23 protein-coding genes are annotated in these 20833 nt (G+C 39.4%); 6 read left to right on the plus strand and 17 right to left on the minus strand.

Features of this window, described 5'->3' with window-relative positions:
* Positions 1-199 precede the first annotated feature (199 nt).
* The 5 genes from rpsR to ACRRMM_RS17180 form a co-directional block, all read right to left on the minus strand.
* Positions 200-439 (minus strand): 30S ribosomal protein S18, encoded by a 240-nt coding sequence (gene rpsR / locus ACRRMM_RS17160; protein ID WP_008347556.1) that lies wholly within the window; start codon positions 437-439, stop codon positions 200-202.
* Between the two features lie 41 nt (positions 440-480).
* On the minus strand, positions 481-1023 hold the full coding sequence (gene ssbA / locus ACRRMM_RS17165; RefSeq protein WP_007497456.1) for a single-stranded DNA-binding protein SsbA: 543 nt from the start codon (positions 1021-1023) through the stop codon (positions 481-483).
* A gap of 36 nt (positions 1024-1059) precedes the next feature.
* Positions 1060-1347, minus strand: a complete 288-nt coding sequence (rpsF, locus tag ACRRMM_RS17170; protein WP_008347557.1) for a 30S ribosomal protein S6 — start codon at positions 1345-1347, stop codon at positions 1060-1062.
* Between the two features lie 108 nt (positions 1348-1455).
* On the minus strand, positions 1456-2556 hold the full coding sequence (gene ychF, locus ACRRMM_RS17175) for a redox-regulated ATPase YchF (protein WP_007497458.1): 1101 nt from the start codon (positions 2554-2556) through the stop codon (positions 1456-1458).
* A 215-nt stretch (positions 2557-2771) separates the two neighbouring features.
* Positions 2772-2978: a DUF951 domain-containing protein gene (locus ACRRMM_RS17180; protein WP_008347561.1), complete on the minus strand. Its 207-nt coding sequence runs from the start codon at positions 2976-2978 to the stop codon at positions 2772-2774.
* 294 nt (positions 2979-3272) lie between these two features.
* Between ACRRMM_RS17180 and ACRRMM_RS17185 the strand changes: the two genes are divergently transcribed.
* A complete protein-coding gene (locus ACRRMM_RS17185) occupies positions 3273-4592 on the plus strand; it encodes a hydrolase (RefSeq protein WP_148779920.1) in 1320 nt (439 codons plus the stop codon).
* 15 nt (positions 4593-4607) lie between these two features.
* The gene (locus ACRRMM_RS17190) at positions 4608-5018 is read left to right on the plus strand and encodes a hypothetical protein (RefSeq protein ID WP_007497462.1); all 411 of its coding nucleotides are present in this window, start codon (positions 4608-4610) and stop codon (positions 5016-5018) included.
* 25 nt (positions 5019-5043) lie between these two features.
* Here ACRRMM_RS17190 and ACRRMM_RS17195 read toward each other — a convergent pair whose 3' ends face one another.
* Complete coding sequence (locus ACRRMM_RS17195) at positions 5044-6099, minus strand: YkvI family membrane protein (protein WP_080770811.1); 1056 nt, start codon at positions 6097-6099, stop codon at positions 5044-5046.
* A gap of 72 nt (positions 6100-6171) precedes the next feature.
* Between ACRRMM_RS17195 and yyaC the strand changes: the two genes are divergently transcribed.
* Positions 6172-6798, plus strand: coding sequence for a spore protease YyaC (yyaC, locus tag ACRRMM_RS17200; protein WP_008347570.1), 627 nt, complete (start codon positions 6172-6174; stop codon positions 6796-6798).
* A gap of 25 nt (positions 6799-6823) precedes the next feature.
* On the opposite strand, the gene ACRRMM_RS17205 is transcribed toward yyaC, so the two are convergent.
* From ACRRMM_RS17205 to rpmH, 11 genes are all read right to left on the minus strand, one after another.
* Positions 6824-7678: a ParB/RepB/Spo0J family partition protein gene (locus tag ACRRMM_RS17205; protein WP_035704116.1), complete on the minus strand. Its 855-nt coding sequence runs from the start codon at positions 7676-7678 to the stop codon at positions 6824-6826.
* Complete coding sequence (gene soj / locus ACRRMM_RS17210; RefSeq protein WP_008360890.1) at positions 7671-8432, minus strand: sporulation initiation inhibitor protein Soj; 762 nt, start codon at positions 8430-8432, stop codon at positions 7671-7673. The genes ACRRMM_RS17205 and soj overlap by 8 nt, the downstream gene beginning before the upstream one ends.
* Before the next feature lie 236 nt (positions 8433-8668).
* Entirely contained in the window at positions 8669-9502 is an 834-nt protein-coding gene (locus tag ACRRMM_RS17215) for a YiiX/YebB-like N1pC/P60 family cysteine hydrolase (RefSeq protein ID WP_041508097.1), read from the minus strand.
* Positions 9503-9630: 128 nt separating this feature from the next.
* Complete coding sequence (gene noc / locus ACRRMM_RS17220; RefSeq protein ID WP_024718432.1) at positions 9631-10506, minus strand: nucleoid occlusion protein; 876 nt, start codon at positions 10504-10506, stop codon at positions 9631-9633.
* Positions 10507-10611: 105 nt separating this feature from the next.
* On the minus strand, positions 10612-11331 hold the full coding sequence (gene rsmG, locus ACRRMM_RS17225) for a 16S rRNA (guanine(527)-N(7))-methyltransferase RsmG (RefSeq protein WP_250027103.1): 720 nt from the start codon (positions 11329-11331) through the stop codon (positions 10612-10614).
* A gap of 13 nt (positions 11332-11344) precedes the next feature.
* A complete protein-coding gene (gene mnmG, locus ACRRMM_RS17230) occupies positions 11345-13231 on the minus strand; it encodes a tRNA uridine-5-carboxymethylaminomethyl(34) synthesis enzyme MnmG (RefSeq protein WP_039169033.1) in 1887 nt (628 codons plus the stop codon).
* Between the two features lie 17 nt (positions 13232-13248).
* Complete coding sequence (gene mnmE, locus ACRRMM_RS17235) at positions 13249-14628, minus strand: tRNA uridine-5-carboxymethylaminomethyl(34) synthesis GTPase MnmE (RefSeq protein WP_017359868.1); 1380 nt, start codon at positions 14626-14628, stop codon at positions 13249-13251.
* A gap of 402 nt (positions 14629-15030) precedes the next feature.
* A complete protein-coding gene (jag, locus tag ACRRMM_RS17240; RefSeq protein ID WP_035390148.1) occupies positions 15031-15654 on the minus strand; it encodes an RNA-binding cell elongation regulator Jag/EloR in 624 nt (207 codons plus the stop codon).
* On the minus strand, positions 15651-16433 hold the full coding sequence (gene spoIIIJ / locus ACRRMM_RS17245) for a YidC family membrane integrase SpoIIIJ (protein ID WP_089374159.1): 783 nt from the start codon (positions 16431-16433) through the stop codon (positions 15651-15653). Before spoIIIJ ends, jag begins: the two co-directional genes overlap by 4 nt.
* A gap of 158 nt (positions 16434-16591) precedes the next feature.
* The gene (gene rnpA, locus ACRRMM_RS17250) at positions 16592-16951 is read right to left on the minus strand and encodes a ribonuclease P protein component (protein WP_008347592.1); all 360 of its coding nucleotides are present in this window, start codon (positions 16949-16951) and stop codon (positions 16592-16594) included.
* 78 nt (positions 16952-17029) lie between these two features.
* Complete coding sequence (gene rpmH / locus ACRRMM_RS17255) at positions 17030-17164, minus strand: 50S ribosomal protein L34 (RefSeq protein ID WP_008360908.1); 135 nt, start codon at positions 17162-17164, stop codon at positions 17030-17032.
* A 620-nt stretch (positions 17165-17784) separates the two neighbouring features.
* Here rpmH and dnaA point away from each other — a divergent pair.
* The 3 genes from dnaA (at position 17785) to yaaA (ending at position 20824) form a co-directional block, all read left to right on the plus strand.
* Positions 17785-19125: a chromosomal replication initiator protein DnaA gene (gene dnaA / locus ACRRMM_RS17260; protein WP_008347594.1), complete on the plus strand. Its 1341-nt coding sequence runs from the start codon at positions 17785-17787 to the stop codon at positions 19123-19125.
* Positions 19126-19321: 196 nt separating this feature from the next.
* Complete coding sequence (dnaN, locus tag ACRRMM_RS17265) at positions 19322-20458, plus strand: DNA polymerase III subunit beta (RefSeq protein WP_008347596.1); 1137 nt, start codon at positions 19322-19324, stop codon at positions 20456-20458.
* 150 nt (positions 20459-20608) lie between these two features.
* Positions 20609-20824 carry a S4 domain-containing protein YaaA gene (gene yaaA / locus ACRRMM_RS17270; RefSeq protein ID WP_008347598.1) on the plus strand — a complete coding sequence of 72 codons (216 nt, stop codon included), beginning with the start codon at positions 20609-20611 and terminating at the stop codon, positions 20822-20824.
* The last annotated feature ends 9 nt before the right edge of the window (positions 20825-20833 follow it).

A 20833-nucleotide genomic window follows, 5' to 3' on the forward strand; every position in this document is an offset into this window, starting at 1 on the left:
CTTCCCACGCCCTGACTGCAAGTATATTTTAAAATACCAATATGACAGATTGACCTAGTATTTGTATAGAACAAACTGTCACGTTGACTCTCTTTTTACATACTTCCCCTAGTTAGACTGCCAGAAACGGCTTTCTCATAAAAGTGAGACAAATAAAAAAAGCGAAGAGCTCAAGGCCCTTCGCTTTTAAGTCAACGACTTACTCACCAGTAACGTATGGAAGTAATGCCATTTGACGTGATTTTTTAATCGCTAATGTCAATTTACGTTGATACTTAGCGCTAGTTCCTGTTACACGACGAGGTAAAATTTTACCACGCTCAGAAACAAACTTTCTAAGAAGATCAACATCTTTGTAATCGATGTGCGTGATTCCGTTAGAAGTAAAGAAACATACTTTACGACGTTTCGCACGACCGCCTCTGCGTCCACCTGCCATTTGTTTTCACACCTTTCCTTTGGTCATTTTTTTCAGATCAATTAGAATGGCAAATCATCATCGGAGATGTCAATCGGTTTACCATCATTCGCAAATGGGTCATCATTGAAGCTATTTCCCTGATTACGATTTTGGTTGTTTTGATTGCCATATGGATTTTGACTTGGTTCATTTCCAAATGGATTCTGATCATTTTGGCTACCGCCATAATACTGGCCTCCGCTATTGCCACCGCCGCTGTATCCACCTGAACCAGCACCGCCGCTTTTAGGCTCAAGAAATTGAACACTTTCAGCTTGAACTTCTGTCACGAAGACACGCTGTCCTTGCTGGTTTTCATAGTTTCTTGTCTGCAAGCGACCGTCTACACCGGCAAGACTTCCTTTTTTCAAGAAATTAGCCACGTTCTCGGCTTGTCTTCTCCAAGTAACACAGTTAATGAAATCGGCTTCACGCTCTCCAGATTGATTCGTAAACGTACGATTCACAGCTAGAGTAAACGTGGCTACAGCCGCACCATTAGGCGTGTAGCGAAGCTCAGGGTCTTTTGTTAGTCTTCCGACCAATACAACACGGTTTAGCATATTGAAAGACCACCTTTAAATATATATTTCAATGATTTATTCTTCTTCTTTAACAACAATGTGGCGAATGATATCGTCACTGATCTTAGCTAAGCGGTCAAATTCTTGAACTGCTGCAGCGTCAGATTGAACGTTTACGATTTGGTAGAAGCCTTCACGGAAATCGTTGATTTCGTATGCAAGACGACGTTTACCCCAATCCTTTGTTCCAGTGATCTCCGCACCGTTAGAAGTTAACACGTTATTAAAACGGTCGATAACTGCTTTTTTAGCCTCATCGTCAACTGTTGGGCGGATGATGTACATAACTTCGTACTTTCTCATCTGATTGCACCTCCTTTTGGTCTAAGCGGCCCTATACGGGCAAGGAGCAATAAATTATATTACTCACAATTGTATATTATAACAAATTACTTGGCCTATGACAAGAACCTATACGTTAAAACGGAAATGAATGACGTCTCCATCTTTCACTATATATTCTTTACCTTCTAAACGAACTTTTCCTGCTTCTTTTGCAGCAGACATACTTCCGCCAGCTAGTAAATCTTCATAAGCCACCGTTTCAGCACGAATAAACCCTCGCTCGAAGTCCGTATGAATGATTCCAGCACATTCCGGCGCCTTCATTCCTTTTTTAAATGTCCAAGCACGTACTTCTTGCTCACCTGCTGTGAAATACGTAGCTAAACCTAGAAGTGAATAAGACGCTTTAATCAGCTGATCTAGACCTGATTCTTTAATGCCAAGCTCTTCAAGGAACATTTGCTTTTCTTCTCCTTCAAGCTCTGCAATTTCAGACTCAATCTTCGCACAAACGACGATGACTTCAGCGTTTTCGCCAGATGCAAACTCACGAATTTGCTGTACATATTCGTTTCCGTCCTGATCTGCTACTTCGTCCTCACTCACATTTGCTACATACAGAATAGGTTTTGACGTGAGTAAATGAAGCTGCTTCACAAGCTTCTGCTGCTCATCTGTAAATTCAACCGATCTTGCAGATTTTCCAGCTTCAAATGCGTCCTTCAGCTTTTCCAAAATATCAAATTCAGCTACCGCTTCCTTATCTTTTTGTTTCGCAAGCTTACTCACACGAGTTAAACGCTTTTCAACCGTTTCTAGATCAGCCAAAATCAATTCTAAATTAATCGTTTCAATATCTGACACTGGGTCAACCTTACCTGACACATGTGTAATGTTATCATCAGCAAAAGCTCTCACCACGTGACAGATCGCATCTACTTGACGAATGTGAGAAAGGAATTTATTTCCTAAACCTTCTCCTTTAGATGCACCTTTCACAATACCAGCAATATCAGTGAATTCGAAAGCAGTCGGAACTGTCTTTTTTGGCTGCACTAATTCTGTCAGTTTTTGCAAACGCTCGTCTGGAACTTCTACAATTCCGACGTTTGGATCAATGGTACAGAACGGATAGTTAGCAGACTCCGCTCCAGCCTGTGTAATTGCATTAAATAGCGTTGACTTCCCGACGTTAGGTAAGCCAACAATACCAGCTGTTAAAGCCATTCTTTCATCTCCTCTATATGAAACGTGCTCGTTATACTGCGTAATATGAACCTAGAGCAATTATAAGTAGGTTTACATGAAAAGACAAGCTAACCATCATGCATTTTCAATAGAAGAAACATTACCAAAAAGACTAAATCGGAGCTTTAAAATGAGAAATTGCATCTGTTTCTCTGAACAAAAGACAAATTTCATCAAAAAAGCATGAGGCCTACTTAAGCAGTTGGCTCCTCATGCTTGACGAGAATTTTCTTCATTTTTCGTTCAAAATCTCTTCTTGGGATCATCACGCTGTGCCCACACCCTTCGCATTTAATACGAATATCCATGCCCAAACGAATGACTTTCCACCGATTGGCGCCACATGGATGGGGTTTTTTCATTTCAACGACGTCATGTAACCCAAATGCTTTGTCTGCCATCAGCATTCACCTCTCTTGCTCACTTCATTAAATCTATTGTACAAAAAAACGACGATAGAGAGCAATGCACAAAATAAAGAGCCGCAGTCATGTATCAATCCCGTTCTTTTTTATAGAAAAAACCCTTCTTTTAGATCATTTTATTTGTGACCAATAGTTACTTAAACTCCACTTTTTTTCAATATTGTCACAAACACTGTAGGTCAAAAGGTTTTTATTGGTAGAACGCTGTGGTTTTTCCATATTTTTTGATTTATGATATCTGCATAAATGTTATGTGAGGGAGCAGGTACGATGGTCAATCGAAAGGATAGATTAACCGACAAAGATTATAAAATCATATCCGATCACGCTGGAAACGCAGAGAATTACCAGCAGAACCATACGATAGAAGTAGGTCAGCATACGCTCACTGTCAACGATTTTCTAAAAATAGATCATCAATTATATGGTTTAACGATGCAGCAGGAACAGTCAGATGAGTTCATTGTCGCGTTTCACTGTCCTCTGCCAAAACAAATGACGGTGACATCGGCACAAGATGTTCAAACGGCTACCCAATCCTTGTTAAAAACGGATTATGCCTACCCCATTGAAAGAAAATCCTTAGCCGGAAAGCAAGATCATGTCTTTTTTAAAGGGAAGGAATACATCGAGGACATCTGTCAGAAGCACCCAAATGCAGCCATCTATCTCACTGGACAAGCGCTTGCCGGTGCTGTTTGTGCTTACATAGCGACAGAACAGCCAGCTGTCAAAAAAGCCATCACATTCGATAGCCCAAATATATGGAGCAGCCTTGCACCTTCCATTCAGCAAAAAGCAGTAGAAGGAAAATATACCCATGTTCTCACGGAATATATTCAACCCAATCATTATGTAGGTTTACTCAATCGCCATGATCATGGAGTTGGACAAGTCAAGTACACCGTACCGCCCCGGGAGCAGGGATCGGTCCAAGAATCCATAAAATATAAACCAAGAGAAATTGACACCTTTTTAAGATCAGCTTTTGCATCAATGAATATAGAGTGGAACGAATCGTTTGATACAAATGCATTTTTAGCTCTCGTTTCAGGAGAATTTAAAGTAAATGGGTATTCATTCCATTCTAATGGAACCGCTCGTATTTTAGATGAACAGCTTGATCACAATACAAGTTTTACAGCGATGCTTTTACAAGAAATCCATTCAGGCCGTGCATATGCACAAAACGGGCTTGAAATTATCATAAAATCCCATTTACTAAAAAATTCATCTTATGATCTACAAAGTATTATTGAACATGAAGTACACACTGTATTTGAGAAAATAGATGGAATTGATGATAGTGTCAAAGATGCCGTCCATCATGTAAAACAAGAGCTGAAAGGACTTGTCGGCTTTGGTCACTATGATTTATTAACCCATAGCGATGTAGAAGCACTATTAGAGGAGGTAAGGATGGAGCAGCCGCAATCATCCTTTTATTCTCATGAAAAACAACTGAATGCCTTGTACACCTTGAGAGACTACGAACAAGAACTTTCCACCCTTTCAAGACATATGTACACAATGGGTGATGACTATGCAAAGGCAGATAGACGCCTTGCGATGCAAATGGGTATTCGTTAAGAAAGGAGTCGACATATGATCAATCAAAATAAACCTCCTAGTGACGCCCAGCGTTTCTTGCAAAATGTGAGTGCCCGCCGCTCCATGTCTGTATTCGAAAGTCAATCTGCACCACAAACACAATCGCAATCACCTGAAGAAATTGCCGCTATTCAGGCTATGCGCAGAGAAGGACAACGAAAAGATTTAAAGCGATTGCTGAAAATGCGGCTTCACGATGAATTGGCAAACACACGCATGCACTTGGAGTACCAATTGTCCAAAACAGAAGACATGATGAACCAGACAACCATTGTCAAACAGCATGTATCCCAGCATTTAAAGGGACAAGCCATCTCAGAAATAGAGGAACGCATGCAGCGTCTCCAGCACATGCCTGTATATGACGATATCAAGGAAGCGATTGATTCCATTCGGATAAAATAAGCACTTCTCTTTGAAAGAGAGGTGTTTATTTTATTTTATCAGTATAATTTTTAGAACGGAAAAATATCTTTTTACTTAAAATCGGATACAGCATTAAACAGACAAGCAAATAAAGATTGAGCAAGCTGTAAATCGGATACAAGAAAGCAATCAAATCAGCAAATCCAAGAGAGGTTAAAGGTGCCATCAAAAGAAGCATGATGAATACAATGAACCAGCGGGGCATTCGTACAAAAGAGAGCATGCGGCTGGATAAACCAAATAATCCCGCAGCGGTTGTTGTATAAATCGCTAAACAAAGAACAATGGTCATAAACACAAACAATGATGTTGGTGCCCCCTCTAATACTGTAAACAAAGGAATCCCTTCTGCTGAAAGACTCCCAGAAATATCAACTAGTATTTCGTTATACACATAAGAAATGACACCAAAAATCAAACCGCTTAATATACTCGCAACTTTGGCCTCTCCAAGCCCCTTCATTTCTTTCCCCACTGAAGACAGCACCGCCACAACAGATAATATATTCAAAGAAGCAAAGACGATACTGGCAGGCCAATTGTATTGCTGGCCAAAATCAATTCTCCACATATGATCATGATTCATATAATAAAAAACAAACGCATAGATGAGCCCCACCACCAAAATTGGTATAATGAAAGCATTCACAGATAAGAGACCTTTCACATCCCAGAAAAAAATCATAAATGAGAATAAACAAAATGCACCGATTCCAACCCAAAATGGCACATGATACATCTCAAGTGTCACCCCGCCACCGGCAATCATGACTGTTGTTGTCGTGAATAGATAAAGAACAATTAAAATATCATACACCTTGGCCAGCCAAGGACCTACAAGACGCTCTAACACCGGCACAAAATGATCAGCACGCACCTCATAACTGATTTTTAACACCACATAGGTCGACAGCATAAACATGAGCGTAAACAGTAGAATGGCTAGTCCGCTATCAAGGCCAAAAAACTGCCATATTTCTTGACCGGAGGCATATCCCGCTCCTATCAAGCTTCCTAAAATTAAAAGCGTCCACCTTGAACCAGCCTTCCACACAATCATCACCTCATAGGTATAGAATTAAGCTTGTTTCCGTATACTGTTACTAACTACTATGACAAGGAAGTGAGACCTATGAATAGCAAGAACGGTCTTTTTTTAAGAAATAGGGTGAAAGAATACGTGTCCCATACGGATACAAATGCCATTCAGCAGCTTAAAAGTATTTTATTCTCGCATCTTCAGAAAGCAGGAAAAAGACCCGTTGCCATCGTCTGCATAGGTACAGACCGCTCAACCGGTGACTCTCTAGGTCCACTTGTAGGAACAAAGCTTTCAGGTCTGGATTTAAAAAAGCTGCATGTATACGGTACTCTCTCTGACCCAGTGCATGCGGTCAATTTAAAGGAAAAGCTCGCTGAAATTGAACAAGCTCATAAACATCCATTTATCGTAGCCGTTGATGCCTGTTTAGGGAGAGTAAAAAGTGTAGGATCGTTTCAAATTGGAGAAGGACCGTTAAAGCCCGGTGCAGGTGTGCAAAAAGAGCTGCCAGAAGTAGGTAATATTCATATTAATGGAATCGTCAACGTGAGCGGTTTTATGGAATACTTCGTTCTTCAAAACACACGTCTTCATCTTGTGATGTCAATGGCCAATACACTTTCTGAAAGTCTATCCCACATTGATCAAATGGATTGGACGAGAGAAAAAAGCCGTTCTCTCTTTACCCCTATTCAAAATATCACGGGAAGAATATAAAAAAGACCATCTCATATCAAGATGGTCATTCCGATGATTCTCTCGTAGAAAGCAATTCAAGGATTCTTTCTAAATCTTCATTTGAGAGAAATTCAATCTCAATTTTCCCTTTTTTCTTCTGTTTCTTGATCGTCACTGAAGTACCAAAGTAATTTTGTAAGAAAGATTCTCTTTCTTTCAACACGCGATCCTTTGGTGCTTCTTTTTTCTTTGTTTCACGTGGAACATTTTCATTTAATTGCTGAACAAGTTTCTCAACCTGACGGACATTCAATCCTTCGTCCACGACCTTCTTTACCAATGGCGCCAGCTTCTTTTTGTTTTTCAAACTAAGCAGCGTGCGTCCATGTCCCATGGATAATGTTCCATCCGCAATCAGCTTTTGTACTTCATCTGGTAATGTTAATAAACGAAGGTGGTTCGCAATATGCGGTCTGCTTTTTCCTAACCGCTTGGCTAATTCCTCTTGAGTCACACTTAAGTGATCTAGTAAGGAGGCATAGGCTTCCGCTTCCTCTAATGGAGATAAATCCTCGCGCTGTAAGTTTTCTAAAAGAGCGATCTCCCTCATCAGTGTTTCTGAAAATTCCCTGACGATCGCAGGAATCGTTGTCAAACCAGCTTGTTGTGCTGCACGGAAACGGCGTTCTCCTGCGACAATGTCATATCCTTTAATCGATTTACGAACAATAATCGGCTGTAAAACACCGTGCTGCTGAATTGATTCTTTGAGATCAGACAATGCATCATCATCAAACGTTTTCCTCGGCTGATAAGGGTTCGGACGCAAATCCTTCAACTTAATTTCTTCGACAGTTTCTTCATTGGAATCCACATTGTTAAATAGCGCATTAATACCCTTCCCAAGACCTTTAGCCATTCGCATCCACTTCCTTTGCTAAGTCTAAATAGACATCTGCACCTCTTGAACGTGGATCATACAAGATAATAGGTTTCCCATGACTAGGCGCTTCACTTAGTCTCACATTTCTCGGAATCACGGTCTGATAGACTTTATCTCTAAAGTATTTTTTTACTTCTTCGATGACTTGGATTCCAAGGTTTGTTCTTGCATCCAGCATTGTCAGTAAGACACCTTCAATGGCAAGGTCGGTATTTAGATGTTTCTGCACAAGACGAACCGTATTCAACAATTGACTCAATCCTTCAAGCGCATAATATTCACACTGAACCGGTATTAAAACAGAATCGGATGCAGTTAACGCATTAATCGTCAGTAATCCAAGCGATGGCGGGCAGTCAATAATCATATAATCATAATTTTGCTTCACAGATTCAAGTGCTCTTTTCAGCCTCACTTCACGTGAGATCGTAGGCACAAGCTCAATTTCCGCCCCTGCAAGCTGTATCGTCGCAGGAATGACATCAAGATTTTCGACCTCTGTCGTCTTAATCACATCAAGTACATCTGCATCGTCTACTAAAATATCGTACACGCACTTCTCTACATCGGCCTTCTCAATCCCAATACCACTCGTGGCATTTCCCTGCGGATCAATATCAACTAACAACACTCGTTTTCCTATGTATGCTAAACACGCACCCAAATTAACAGAAGTTGTCGTCTTCCCAACGCCGCCCTTCTGGTTGGTAATCGCTATGATTTTCCCCACGATGTCACCCACTTTCAACTTAACAAGTTTCTCATTCATTCATACTTCCTATTCTATCAAAAAAAGTATGAAACGTTTGCTTTTTTTGTTCCCCCATTATAAATTCGTGAATGAATCTGTATTTCCGTACATGGATAGATGCATAAAAATACGTTTTAAAAGTATATTAATATATCTTTTTAAAGAAAATAACGAGACAAAAAACCCCCACTTTTATAAAAGTGAGGGAGATACAATCAAAAGTTTAGCCCGCCAATTTTTCGGCCTTCGCTCACAATGACTTTAGGTGTCACTGTTTTATAGTTCTTCTTTTTCAAAAACCCATAGGGTGCTTTAATGGTAAATGTGGCATGTCCAACAGCGTCCCCGGTTTTCGCGTAAGCCTGCCATACAATCTTTGAACAATAAGTAGGGTCCAAAGATTGAATAGACATAGTGATCGAATATCGAGCCTTCGGATGGTCTTTCACGTAATCGTGCGCCCAATCCCCAGCTAAATCTGCCTTTTCCTGATGATTAATCCGAATCACCTTTGTATTGGCACTATAGCGAAACCAGCTTTGAATGGAATCAATATTTGGATGCTGCCGGAACCCAGGAATGGATGCATAGCTTTTCTCATTAATGACGATGCCTGCATGACCAATTAAACCATTCAAAGCACCAGTGCTCGTCACCAATATATCCCCTTTTTGAGGCATAATATCGGTTCCAGGATACGGTTTACCAAAAAGATGGCGAATGGTATTCGGTCTTTCATCTGTTACCATTTCATCCTGTTTGTTTTGCCTTAAACCATAGTTCTCCAAATCATCATCAGCTGTGATCACATCGATCGCATCGTCCTGAGACGCTTGCTCTTGATTTAATTGTTGAACCGTTACATCTGTCGAAACCACACCTTGTTTCTTCAGAGTACTCAGTTCTTCTTTCGTAATCGTTTCTTCCGCTGAATGAGTATCATGATTCGTTGATGTGCTCACAGCAAACACAGTCGTTTCATTTGAAAAAAGAGAAAAAGAGATTAGTAAATAACAGATAATAGCAAAAATAGTCTTTTTCATTTTCATCGGTTATATGTCACCTCCCTTCTACTATGAAAATCATATTTTACCAATTAATTAATAATAAGTAAATATCATGAATTGAAGGGAGAGAAAGACAAAAAAGCTGACGAGTAATGCTCATCAGCTGCTTTCTATTTAGGAATTCGAATCGTTAATTGGATATATTCCTCAAATTCTTCTTCCTCGGTATTTATTTTAAGTCCGCTGTCTTCTACCATGTGGAGAGACTGACGAATGGTATTCATCGCAATTCGCGTATCTCGGCTAAACGCCTTACGTTTCGGCTTCGGTTTGCGATCTGTTTTTTGTTCAAGCATCTTCACTACACGCTCTTCAGTCTGTTTCACATTCAGCTGCTTTTCGATGATTTCCTGCAACAGCGTGATCTGTAATTCTGGCAGCTTTAGAGGTACAAGTGAACGGGCATGTCTCTCTGAGATTTTTTTCTCCAAAATGGCTTGCTGTACCTCTTCAGGCAACTTTAAAAGTCTTAGTTTGTTTGCAACAGTCGATTGTCCCTTACCTAAACGCTGAGCAAGCGCTTCTTGCGTTAAATCATGAAGCTCTAAAAGACGTGCATAAGCATGAGCCTCTTCAATTGCAGACAGCTCTTCTCTTTGCAAATTTTCAATCAATGCCACAGATGCCGTTTCCGTATCAGTAAAATCTTTTATAATAGCGGGGATCTTCTCCCATTGAAGAGTTTGTACCGCTCTCCAACGTCTTTCGCCGGCGATCAGTTCATATTTTCCTTCTTCTTCTGTTGGTCTAACAACAATCGGTTGAATAATGCCATGGGTATGGATGGTTGTGGCCAGCTCTTGTATCTTTTCTTCTGAAAAAATGGTGCGTGGCTGAAAACGGTTAGGCATAATTGTGTCGACCGGGAGCTCCTGTATCTCTTCCTTTAATGTTTCATGCTCAGCAATCTCTGCCTCTATTTCGGTATCACGCTCAGGATGTTCTTTGTCACCAAGCCCGAAGAAGCGTGAGAGTGAATGCTTCATGAACCTACACCACCTTTAAAAACTACCTTTTTATAATTCTATTTTCTCATGTTTTTTCCTTCTGTAAAATCATAAATATTGAAGAAAAACCGACCTTTTACATGATCAACCCTCTATTGGTGATTTATTAGGTGTTCCTGGTTTTCTAGGATATTTTTTTGGTGTTTGTTTTTTCTTTTCAATGACAATGATGTTCCGTTCGCTTTCTTCTAAAGGAAGAACAAAGGAATGCTTTTCAACAACCTCTCCTCCGAGGACAGTGACGGCTTTTTTTCCTGCTTGCATCTCTTCATCTGCAGCAGATGCTTTTAATGCAACAAACAAACCTTCCCTTTTCACAAGAGGCAGGCATAGTTCGCTCAAGACAGATAAGCGCGCAACTGCTCTAGCGGTGACAAGGTCATAGCTTTCACGTTGATCTTTACGTTGTCCAAAGGTCTCCGCACGATCATGATAAAAAGTAGTATCTTGTAAGTTTAACCCTTTTGCTAACTCATTGAGAAACGTAATGCGTTTCTGGAGAGAATCAACAATGGTCACATGTAGATGAGGGAAACAAATTTTAAGAGGAATGCTTGGAAAACCAGCACCAGCTCCAATATCACAAATTGTTGTCACATTGTGAAAATCAATAAAAAATGCTGCTGATATCGAGTCATAAAAATGCTTTAAATATACTTCTTCCTTTTCTGTAATGGACGTTAAATTCATCTTCTCGTTCCATTCTACAAGCATATGGAAGTAAGTTTCAAATTGTTCAAGCTGCACTGGAGAAAGAGTGATCCCTTTCTCCTCTAGTGCTGCTGTAAATTGTTCAATGTTCATGCCGACATCCTTTCTACTCTGCTATCTTCGCAATACGTCCCTGCTCCAAATACACTAAAAGGATAGAAATATCAGCAGGGTTAACGCCTGAAATACGAGAAGCCTGTGCAACAGAAAGCGGTCGGACTTCTTTTAGCTTTTGCTTCGCTTCAGTTGCAATCCCTTTGATGGCATCATAATCGATTCGATCCGGAATCTTTTTATTTTCCATCTTTTTCAGCTTTTCAACTTGTTGGAGCGACTTTTCAATATAACCTTCATATTTAATTTGAATCTCTACCTGTTCACACACATCAGCAGGAAGCGGTGTGTCAGCAGGAGCTAGTTTCACAACAGATTCATAGTTCATCTCTGGACGCTTCATCAGATCACTAGCGCGAATACCGTCCTTCAATTCACTTCCACCAAGAGAACGAATATATTCCTGTGTCTCTGCTGTAGGTTTAATAATGACAGAATATAAACGTTTTTTCTCTGCTTCAATAGCCTCTTTTTTCTGTGTGAATGCTTGGAATCTCTCTTCAGAAATTAAACCAATGTTATATCCAAGTTCCGTTAATCTTAAATCAGCATTGTCATGACGCAGAAGTAAGCGGTACTCTGCACGAGAAGTTAAAAGACGGTAAGGTTCATTTGTACCCTTCGTGACAAGATCATCAATGAGAACACCGATATATGCATCAGATCGGCTTAAAATGACTTCTTCTTTACCCAATGCTTTTCTTCCTGCATTGATACCTGCCATAATTCCTTGACCTGCAGCTTCCTCATAACCAGAGGTACCATTAATTTGGCCAGCTGTATATAATCCAGAAATTTTCTTCGTCTCAAGTGTCGGCCACAATTGTGTAGGCACAATCGCATCATACTCAATGGCATAACCCGCTCGCATCATTTGTACATTTTCAAGTCCTGGAATGGTTGACAGCATTCGCTGCTGTACATCCTCTGGCAGACTTGTAGATAAACCTTGAACATACACTTCTTGCGTATTACGGCCTTCTGGCTCTAAGAAAATTTGATGTCTCGGTTTATCATTAAAACGAACCACCTTATCCTCAATAGACGGGCAGTATCTAGGACCTGTTCCTTTAATCATACCTGAATACATAGGAGAACGGTGAAGATTCTCATCAATAATTTGATGAGTCTCTAAACTCGTGTATGTTAACCAGCATGGTAATTGATCTGTAATATATTCCACAGTTTCATAAGAAAACGCACGTGGTACATCGTCACCTGGTTGAATTTCCGTCTTACTATAATCAATCGAGTGGCTGTTTACTCGAGGTGGTGTCCCAGTTTTAAAGCGAACCAAATCGAATCCTAATTCTGCTAGATGATCCGATAATTTAATGGAAGGCTGCTGATTATTAGGACCGCTTGAATAAGAAAGATCCCCTAAAATAATGCGGCCTTTTAAGAAAGTACCAGTCGTTAGAACAACAGACTTCGCACGATAATTTGCACCTGTTTGAGTCACAACACCTTTACATTCATCATCTTCTACAATTAAATGGTCTACCATCCCTTGCAGCATTGTTAGGTTTGGTTCATTTTCCATTGTTTTTTTCATTTCGTGCTGATATTGAAACTTATCTGCTTGCGCTCTTAACGCACGGACAGCAGGTCCTTTCCCAGTATTCAGCATACGCATTTGAATATGCGTCTTATCTATATTTCGTGCCATTTCTCCGCCTAGCGCATCAATTTCTCTGACGACAATCCCTTTAGCGGGACCTCCTACGGACGGATTACATGGCATAAAAGCAACCATATCGAGATTGATGGTCAATACAAGTGTTTTGGCGCCCTGTCTTGCAGAAGCAAGAGCAGCCTCAACACCAGCATGACCGGCACCGACGACGATTACATCATATTGGCCAGCTTCATAACCCATTTCTTTTGTTCCTCCCTTTACTTTCCTAAACAGAATTGAGAGAATAACTGATCAATTAAGCTTTCATGAACAGCATCCCCAATAATTTCACCTAGCTGCTCCCAACAGCGTGTTAAATCTATTTGAACAATGTCGATCGGTACATCCATTTCAATTCCTTCTAGAGCATCCTCAATCGATTGTTTTGCTTCTTGAAGGAGCGCAATATGCCTAGTATTGCTTACATACGTTAAATCTCCACTTTCAATTGAGCCAGTGAAGAATAAAGATTGAATGGCCATTTCAAGCTCATCAATCCCTTTTTCTTGTAATAAAGATGTTGTCACGACTGGACGATCTTTCGCTAACTCTTTTACTTTTTCTACATCAAGTTTAGGCTCAAGATCAGTCTTATTGACAATCACAATAATATCCATACCCGAGACAGCCTCAAATAGCTTAATATCTTCCTCAGATAACTCCTCACTATAATTGAGCACAAGTAAAATCAGGTCAGCTTCTTTTAAGACCTGTCTTGATCGTTCGACCCCAATACGCTCAACAATGTCTTCAGTCTCACGTATACCTGCAGTATCTACTAAACGGAGCGGTACTCCTCTTACATTCACATATTCCTCGATGACATCTCTGGTAGTTCCAGGAATATCGGTCACAATCGCCTTTGTTTCCTGAACAAGACTATTTAATAAGGAAGACTTCCCAACATTTGGCCTTCCAATAATAACAGTAGATAATCCCTCACGAAGGATTTTCCCCTGCTGTGAAGTCGTTAGAAGCGATTCAATTTCCTTTTTCACAGATGTCGCCTTTTCAACTAAGACTCGATGTGTCATTTCTTCCACATCGTCATACTCTGGATAATCAATATTCACTTCTACATGGGCAAGTGTCTCCAATATCTCACCACGAAGACGTTTAATCAAACCGGAGAGACGTCCCTCCATTTGAGTCATTGCGACATTCATCGCACGGTCAGTTTTTGCACGAATCAAGTCCATTACGGCTTCTGCTTGTGACAAGTCGATTCTTCCATTTAGGAAAGCACGTTTTGTAAACTCACCTGGCTCCGCTAATCTCGCTCCTTCTTTTAAAGCAAGCTGCAAGACTTTATTGACCGTGACAATTCCGCCATGGCAGTTGATCTCAATAACGTCTTCTCTCGTAAATGTTTTTGGCGCTCTTAATACAGACACCATGACCTCTTCTATCACTTGCTCGGTACTTGAATCTACAATATGACCATAATGAATTGTATGAGAATCCACTGATACAAGTTTTTTCTCCTTAGGCCCCTTATACATGCGATCAGCAATTTGAACTGCATCAGGCCCGCTTAAACGTATAATGGCAATTGCCCCTTCACCCATTGGTGTAGAAATTGCTGCAATTGTATCCACCGCTCATTCACCTCTTTCTCTATTCAATAGACAGTCTTATATCTATTAAATGGACGTTGTCCATCTCTATATCAAAAACGCTTAATCCAAAATTTAAAGATACCACAAATGCATGCGAAGCGAAAGTAGCCCACATTTAATTATCCACAGTTTTGCACCCTGTCTATTTTAACACTTAACTTATCCACATGTGAATAACGACGTTCTAAACTTGTCTTCACATCTTACACCTAAATCCAATAAATTAAAACGTCCTTCTCCCTTTGCAACTAAGGGAAAATGACGTTTTCGATTTAAATAACACACTAACTTTTTAGAAATAAAGGATTAATCTACTATTAAAAGGTAATTTTTCAATAAAAAAAGACTAAAATCCAGCTTTGCTGAATCTTAGCCTTTCTGCTATTTTTTATACATCACCACAACATGACGCTTGCTGCCTGTATCTTCGGATGCCGTGGCAAGTTCTTTAGAAAATGCTGCAATCGTATCATGAACGACTTTTCGTTCATTCGAAGGCATCGGTTCTAAATGAACCTTTCTCTTCGTTTTTAAAACACGATTTGCCGTTTTGATTGCGTATTGTTCAAGTGCTTCTTGTCGTTTCTTCCTATAATCTCCAATATCAATTGTAATATGATGATATTGATCAGAATAACGATTAAACACTAACTGCACCAAGGTTTCTAAAGAGTACAGTGTTTGTCCTCTTTTTCCAATCATTAATGAAGTTTTGTCTCCATCAATGTGAAAAGAGATCTTTTTCGTTTCTTTTTTCGAAACAATGTTTGCTTTAGGATCAATTGATTTAACAATTTTATCTAAATACTGTGTTGCTAATTTGAGCGCATCTCGCTTTTCTACTAACTTGACAACAGCTTGCCTTTTACCAAATAATCCTAAAAACCCTTTGTTTCCTTCATCTACTATTGTGATATCTACTTCTTCTTGTAGTAGTTGAATTTGTTTCAGTCCGGAATCTACTGCTTCTTCGACTGTGCGACCGACAGCAGTTATTTCCTTCATTTTTTGTTCCCGCCAGCTTTTTCTTTTGTATCAACTTTTACTTGAGGTGTTTTAATGACCAACGTTTGAATGATCATGAAAATGTTACCTACAACCCAGTACAGTGAAAGTGCCGCTGGGAAACTGATTGCAAATACAATGATCATAATTGGCATCACCCAAAGCATAATCGCCATTTGAGGGTTGTCCGAAGGATTGCCAGCCATCATTAGCTTCTGCTGAATAAAAGTAGCTACACCTGCAATAATCGGTAACAGGAATAATGGATCTGGACTGCCTAAGTCAAACCATAAGAAAGTATGCTTCTTGATTTCAGCTGTTCTCATGATCGCATGATAAAAACCAATTAAGATTGGCATTTGAATTAAGATTGGGAAACACCCTGCTAATGGATTTACACCATTCTTTTGGAAAAGAGCCATTGTTTCCTGTTGAAGCTGCTGCTGTGTTTTCTGGTCTTTTGAGCTATATTTTTCACGAAGCTTCTTTAGTTCTGGCTGAAGTGCTTGCATTGCTTTTGTACTTCTTAACTGTTTAATCATTAGTGGTAAAATGAGCAAACGAATCAAAAGAGTTACAATAATAATCGCTACACCATAGTTTTCACCAGTTAAGTTTGCCATGTAAGTGATTAATTGAGATAGCGGGTATACAATGTAAGAATTCCAGAATCCCTTACTATCTGATGTGATTGGTTCATTGATTTGTGTACATCCTGCCAATAGAACCAACACGCCTATCAAGCTAAATATTAGTAATAATCGCCTTTTCAACAAGATTCCTCCCATTACTTCAAACTTTATTTAAGTTGGAATTGATTACGAAAGTGACTCACCTAATCAGTATGGTAACATTTTTTCATTACAAAGTGGTGGTTTCATTTTTATTCACTAGATGAAGGAAGCGCTTTTAAAAATTGATTCAACGAAAGTTTCTATTACGAAGACTTTTTCGGTTGTTGTTGATAAACAGCGGATTTTCTAAATAAATGCTGGAGAGACTTCTTTGTTTCTTCAAAGGTCAATTCGCTTGCTGGTTTTCGTGCAATAACAATGTAGTCTTTTTCTTGCTTTAGCTTATGACCTTCCTCTAAGAACACCTGACGGATTAGTCGTTTAATCCGGTTTCTTATCACTGCATTACCTATCTTCTTACTGACAGACAATCCTAAACGCAGTTCTTCTTGATTTGGTTGGTCCAGCTGATAAATGACGAATTGGCGATTAGCCATTGATTGACCTTTTTTGAACACTGTTTGAAACTCTTCATTTTTTTTTAGCCTGTTTCGCTTCTTCATGTTTTCTTCCACTCCGATAAAAACTGACAGTTCATTTACGATTTTATGTAAAAAAGACCACTGACATTATTCAGTGGCCTAAGCTGATAATTTTTTTCTACCTTTGCTGCGGCGTCGCTTTAAAACTAGACGTCCGTTTTTAGAACTCATACGGCTGCGGAAGCCATGAACTTTACTACGCTTACGGTTATTTGGTTGAAACGTTCTTTTCATTTATGACACCTCCCTGAGGAATAGCTGTTTAAGACAGTCTAACTCATTATATTTGTGTAACCCATCGATTGTCAATATCAATGATAAAACTCTTATTATCAACCTTATAAGCATAACACAAGTTATCAAGTGAAGAAACCTTCTTTTTTAGTTTCCAGCATTTTATTCTTTTTTTCCTTCAAAAAAACCTTCAAAACAAGGTTGTGGATATTTTTCCGGCATATTTTGACTATCCACATCCATTATCGACATTTTTTTCACACAAATAACCTATGTGGATAATTATTTTTCAACAGGATGTAAAGTGTGTGGATAAGTTTGTGACACCCATTGCACCATCTTGTTTATTTTGATATTATATTTGTGTTTTAACTCTTAATTACTTATCTGGCCTATTTATCTTATCCACAATTTGTGGATAACCTGTGGAAAGTTATTACACAGCTTGTTGAATTGTTTATCCACAACCTGTGTAATTTGTCGAAAAGACGTTTTTCTACTATATTAATTGTTTTCAACAAAGTATGTGCACGAATGGTGATGACCATTTGCTCTTTTTCGTGTTCTATAACAGTTTGATACTGGTCATTTTAAAAAGAAAAGGAGGGGGGAGAAGCCTTATGGAAAATATTTTGGATCTGTGGAATAAAGCACTTCAAAAAATAGAGACAAAATTGAGCAAACCTAGTTTTGAAACATGGATGAAGTCCACTAAAGCCCATTCTCTTCAAGGAGATACGCTGACTATTACTGCACCTAATGAATTTGCAAGAGACTGGCTCGAGTCAAGATACCTTCACTTAATTGCAGATACCATCTATGAACTGACAGGCGAAGAGCTCAGCATCAAATTTATCATTCCTCAAAATCAGGACGAAGAGGAAGCCATGCCAAAATCTCCAATCAAAAAAATGTCGAAAGAAGAACCCGTTGAAATTCCACAAAATATGCTGAATCCAAAATATACATTTGATACTTTTGTTATTGGTTCAGGCAACCGTTTTGCTCATGCCGCTTCACTTGCAGTCGCAGAAGCACCAGCAAAAGCATATAACCCGCTTTTTATTTATGGGGGCGTTGGTTTAGGAAAGACTCACTTAATGCATGCGATCGGTCATTACGTCATCGACCATAATCCATCAGCCAAAGTGGTCTATCTATCATCTGAAAAATTTACAAATGAATTTATCAACTCAATCCGGGACAACAAAGCAGTCGATTTCCGTAATCGCTATCGGAATGTAGATGTGCTTTTGATAGATGATATTCAATTTTTAGCAGGAAAAGAACAAACACAAGAAGAGTTTTTCCATACATTCAACACACTTCACGAAGAAAGTAAGCAAATCGTCATTTCTAGTGACCGTCCGCCAAAGGAAATTCCGACACTTGAAGACAGATTACGCTCTCGATTCGAATGGGGCTTAATTACAGACATTACCCCGCCAGATCTAGAAACGCGTATTGCGATCTTACGTAAAAAAGCAAAAGCAGAAGGTTTAGACATTCCGAATGAAGTCATGCTTTATATTGCCAATCAAATCGACAGCAACATTCGGGAACTGGAAGGTGCTTTGATTCGTGTTGTTGCTTACTCTTCTTTAATCAATAAAGACATCAATGCTGATCTAGCGGCTGAAGCCCTAAAGGACATCATTCCTTCATCGAAACCTAAGGTGATTACAATTAAAGATATTCAAAGAATTGTAGGGCAGCAATTTAATATTCGATTAGAAGATTTCAAAGCGAAGAAACGTACGAAATCAGTTGCTTATCCAAGACAAATTGCGATGTATCTCTCTAGAGAAATGACAGATTCCTCTCTACCTAAAATCGGAGAAGAATTTGGCGGACGAGATCATACGACCGTCATTCATGCTCATGAGAAAATTTCAAAATTAATCGTTGAAGATGAACAGCTTCAGCAGCATGTCAAAGAGATCAAAGAACAACTAAAATAATCAAGCTGATAAGATAAGTACGGGAAAATGTGAATAACTAGAGCATAGTCATACACAGTCTGTCCACATGTGGATAGGCTGTCTTTCCTTTCTTTCTACTGACTTATCCACATATTCACAAGCCCTACTAGTACTTCTACGATTTTTATTAAATAAATATATATACATGTCATTAAGAAAAATTAGGAGGACCACTATGAAATTCACGATTCAAAAAGATCGTCTTGTTGAAAGTGTCCAAGATGTATTAAAGGCCGTATCCTCTAGAACAACGATTCCTATTTTGACAGGGATTAAAATTGTTGCATCTGACGAAGGGGTTTCTCTCACAGGGAGCGATTCTGATATCTCAATCGAATCTTTTATTCCTCAAAGAGATGGAGATTTAGAAGTCATTACAATTGATCGACCAGGAAGTATTGTGCTGCAAGCCCGCTTCTTTAGCGAAATCGTTAAGAAACTGCCTATGTCTACTGTCGAAATTGAGGTAGAACAAAATCATCTGACCATCATCCGCTCTGGTTCAGCAGAATTTAATTTAAACGGCTTAGATGCTGAAGAATATCCGCATCTGCCACAAATTGAAGAGCATCATGCTTTTCAAATTCCAACAGATTTGCTTAAAAACCTTATCCGTCAAACGGTTTTCGCAGTGTCCACCTCAGAAACACGACCTATCTTGACAGGTGTAAACTGGAAGGTTGAAAAAGGTGAATTAATATGCACAGCAACGGATAGTCATCGTCTTGCTTTAAGAAAAGCGAAGTTGGATATTAACGAGGAAAGCTCGTACAATGTGGTCATTCCTGGAAAGAGTTTAACAGAGCTAAGTAAAATTCTTGATGATGGACAAGATCTTGTGAGCATCGTCATTACGGAGACACAGGTTCTCTTTAAAGCACAGAACGTGCTGTTCTTCTCAAGATTGCTGGATGGTAATTACCCAGATACAGCTCGCCTCATTCCGCAAGAAAGTAAAACGGATGTAGTGGTGAATACGAAAGAATTCCTTCAAGCGATTGATCGCGCGTCACTTTTAGCAAGAGAAGGGCGTAACAACGTTGTGAAGCTTTCTGCTGATCCTGCGCAAAGCCTTGAAATTTCTTCTAATTCGCCTGAAATCGGTAAAGTAGTTGAAACGGTGCAAGCAGATGACATTAAAGGGGAGGATCTTAAAATCTCTTTCAGTCCGAAATATATGCTTGATGCTTTAAAAGTATTAGAGGGAACAGAGATTCATGTCAGTTTCACTGGCGCAATGAGACCATTCCTATTACGCACGCCAAATGATGATTCCATTTTGCAATTGATTCTTCCAGTTAGAACGTATTAATTTGGTCTAAAATGGCTGCTGTGTGAGCGCACAGCAGCTTTTTTCCTCGTTTCCTCAGCTTTCTTTCATCCCAGTTCGCTTTCCCCCTTTCCTTCTTGTCTTGTTTTTTAGTACAATTAGATATTAGTGATATTGAAAGAGGTCGATACAATGCCTAATCTGATAACGATTGAAACAGAAATGATTACATTAGGGCAGTTTTTGAAATTAGCCGAAGTCATTCAATCTGGTGGAATGGCGAAGTGGTTTTTAAGTGAACATGAGGTGTTCATCAATCAAGAGCCAGATAATAGACGGGGACGCAAATTATACCCAGGTGATGTTGTCGAGATAGAAGGTCACGGCACATTTCAAGTTGTGAATTAGAAACGGGTG

This window comes from Bacillus sp. XT-4, assembly GCF_050864245.1.
In the GTDB taxonomy this organism is placed as follows: Bacteria; Bacillota; Bacilli; order Bacillales; family Bacillaceae; genus Bacillus; species Bacillus altitudinis.

Bases quoted from the DNA above. Each gene is read 5' to 3' on its own strand.
- rpsF (WP_008347557.1), bottom strand. From the start codon at position 1,347: ATGAGAAAGTACGAAGTTATGTACATCATCCGCCCAACAGTTGACGAT.
- dnaN (WP_008347596.1), top strand. From the start codon at position 19,322: ATGAAATTCACGATTCAAAAAGATCGTCTTGTTGAAAGTGTCCAAGAT.
- ACRRMM_RS17190 (WP_007497462.1), top strand. From the start codon at position 4,608: ATGATCAATCAAAATAAACCTCCTAGTGACGCCCAGCGTTTCTTGCAA.
- rpsR (WP_008347556.1), bottom strand. From the start codon at position 439: ATGGCAGGTGGACGCAGAGGCGGTCGTGCGAAACGTCGTAAAGTATGT.
- noc (WP_024718432.1), bottom strand. From the start codon at position 10,506: ATGAAGCATTCACTCTCACGCTTCTTCGGGCTTGGTGACAAAGAACAT.
- ACRRMM_RS17180 (WP_008347561.1), bottom strand. From the start codon at position 2,978: ATGGCAGACAAAGCATTTGGGTTACATGACGTCGTTGAAATGAAAAAA.
- ACRRMM_RS17215 (WP_041508097.1), bottom strand. From the start codon at position 9,502: ATGAAAATGAAAAAGACTATTTTTGCTATTATCTGTTATTTACTAATC.
- ACRRMM_RS17195 (WP_080770811.1), bottom strand. From the start codon at position 6,099: ATGATTGTGTGGAAGGCTGGTTCAAGGTGGACGCTTTTAATTTTAGGA.
- yyaC (WP_008347570.1), top strand. From the start codon at position 6,172: ATGAATAGCAAGAACGGTCTTTTTTTAAGAAATAGGGTGAAAGAATAC.
- rnpA (WP_008347592.1), bottom strand. From the start codon at position 16,951: ATGAAGAAGCGAAACAGGCTAAAAAAAAATGAAGAGTTTCAAACAGTG.
- ACRRMM_RS17205 (WP_035704116.1), bottom strand. From the start codon at position 7,678: ATGGCTAAAGGTCTTGGGAAGGGTATTAATGCGCTATTTAACAATGTG.
- dnaA (WP_008347594.1), top strand. From the start codon at position 17,785: ATGGAAAATATTTTGGATCTGTGGAATAAAGCACTTCAAAAAATAGAG.
- ssbA (WP_007497456.1), bottom strand. From the start codon at position 1,023: ATGCTAAACCGTGTTGTATTGGTCGGAAGACTAACAAAAGACCCTGAG.
- rpmH (WP_008360908.1), bottom strand. From the start codon at position 17,164: ATGAAAAGAACGTTTCAACCAAATAACCGTAAGCGTAGTAAAGTTCAT.
- ACRRMM_RS17185 (WP_148779920.1), top strand. From the start codon at position 3,273: ATGGTCAATCGAAAGGATAGATTAACCGACAAAGATTATAAAATCATA.
- rsmG (WP_250027103.1), bottom strand. From the start codon at position 11,331: ATGAACATTGAACAATTTACAGCAGCACTAGAGGAGAAAGGGATCACT.
- mnmG (WP_039169033.1), bottom strand. From the start codon at position 13,231: ATGGGTTATGAAGCTGGCCAATATGATGTAATCGTCGTCGGTGCCGGT.
- yaaA (WP_008347598.1), top strand. From the start codon at position 20,609: ATGCCTAATCTGATAACGATTGAAACAGAAATGATTACATTAGGGCAG.
- jag (WP_035390148.1), bottom strand. From the start codon at position 15,654: ATGAAGGAAATAACTGCTGTCGGTCGCACAGTCGAAGAAGCAGTAGAT.
- ychF (WP_007497458.1), bottom strand. From the start codon at position 2,556: ATGGCTTTAACAGCTGGTATTGTTGGCTTACCTAACGTCGGGAAGTCA.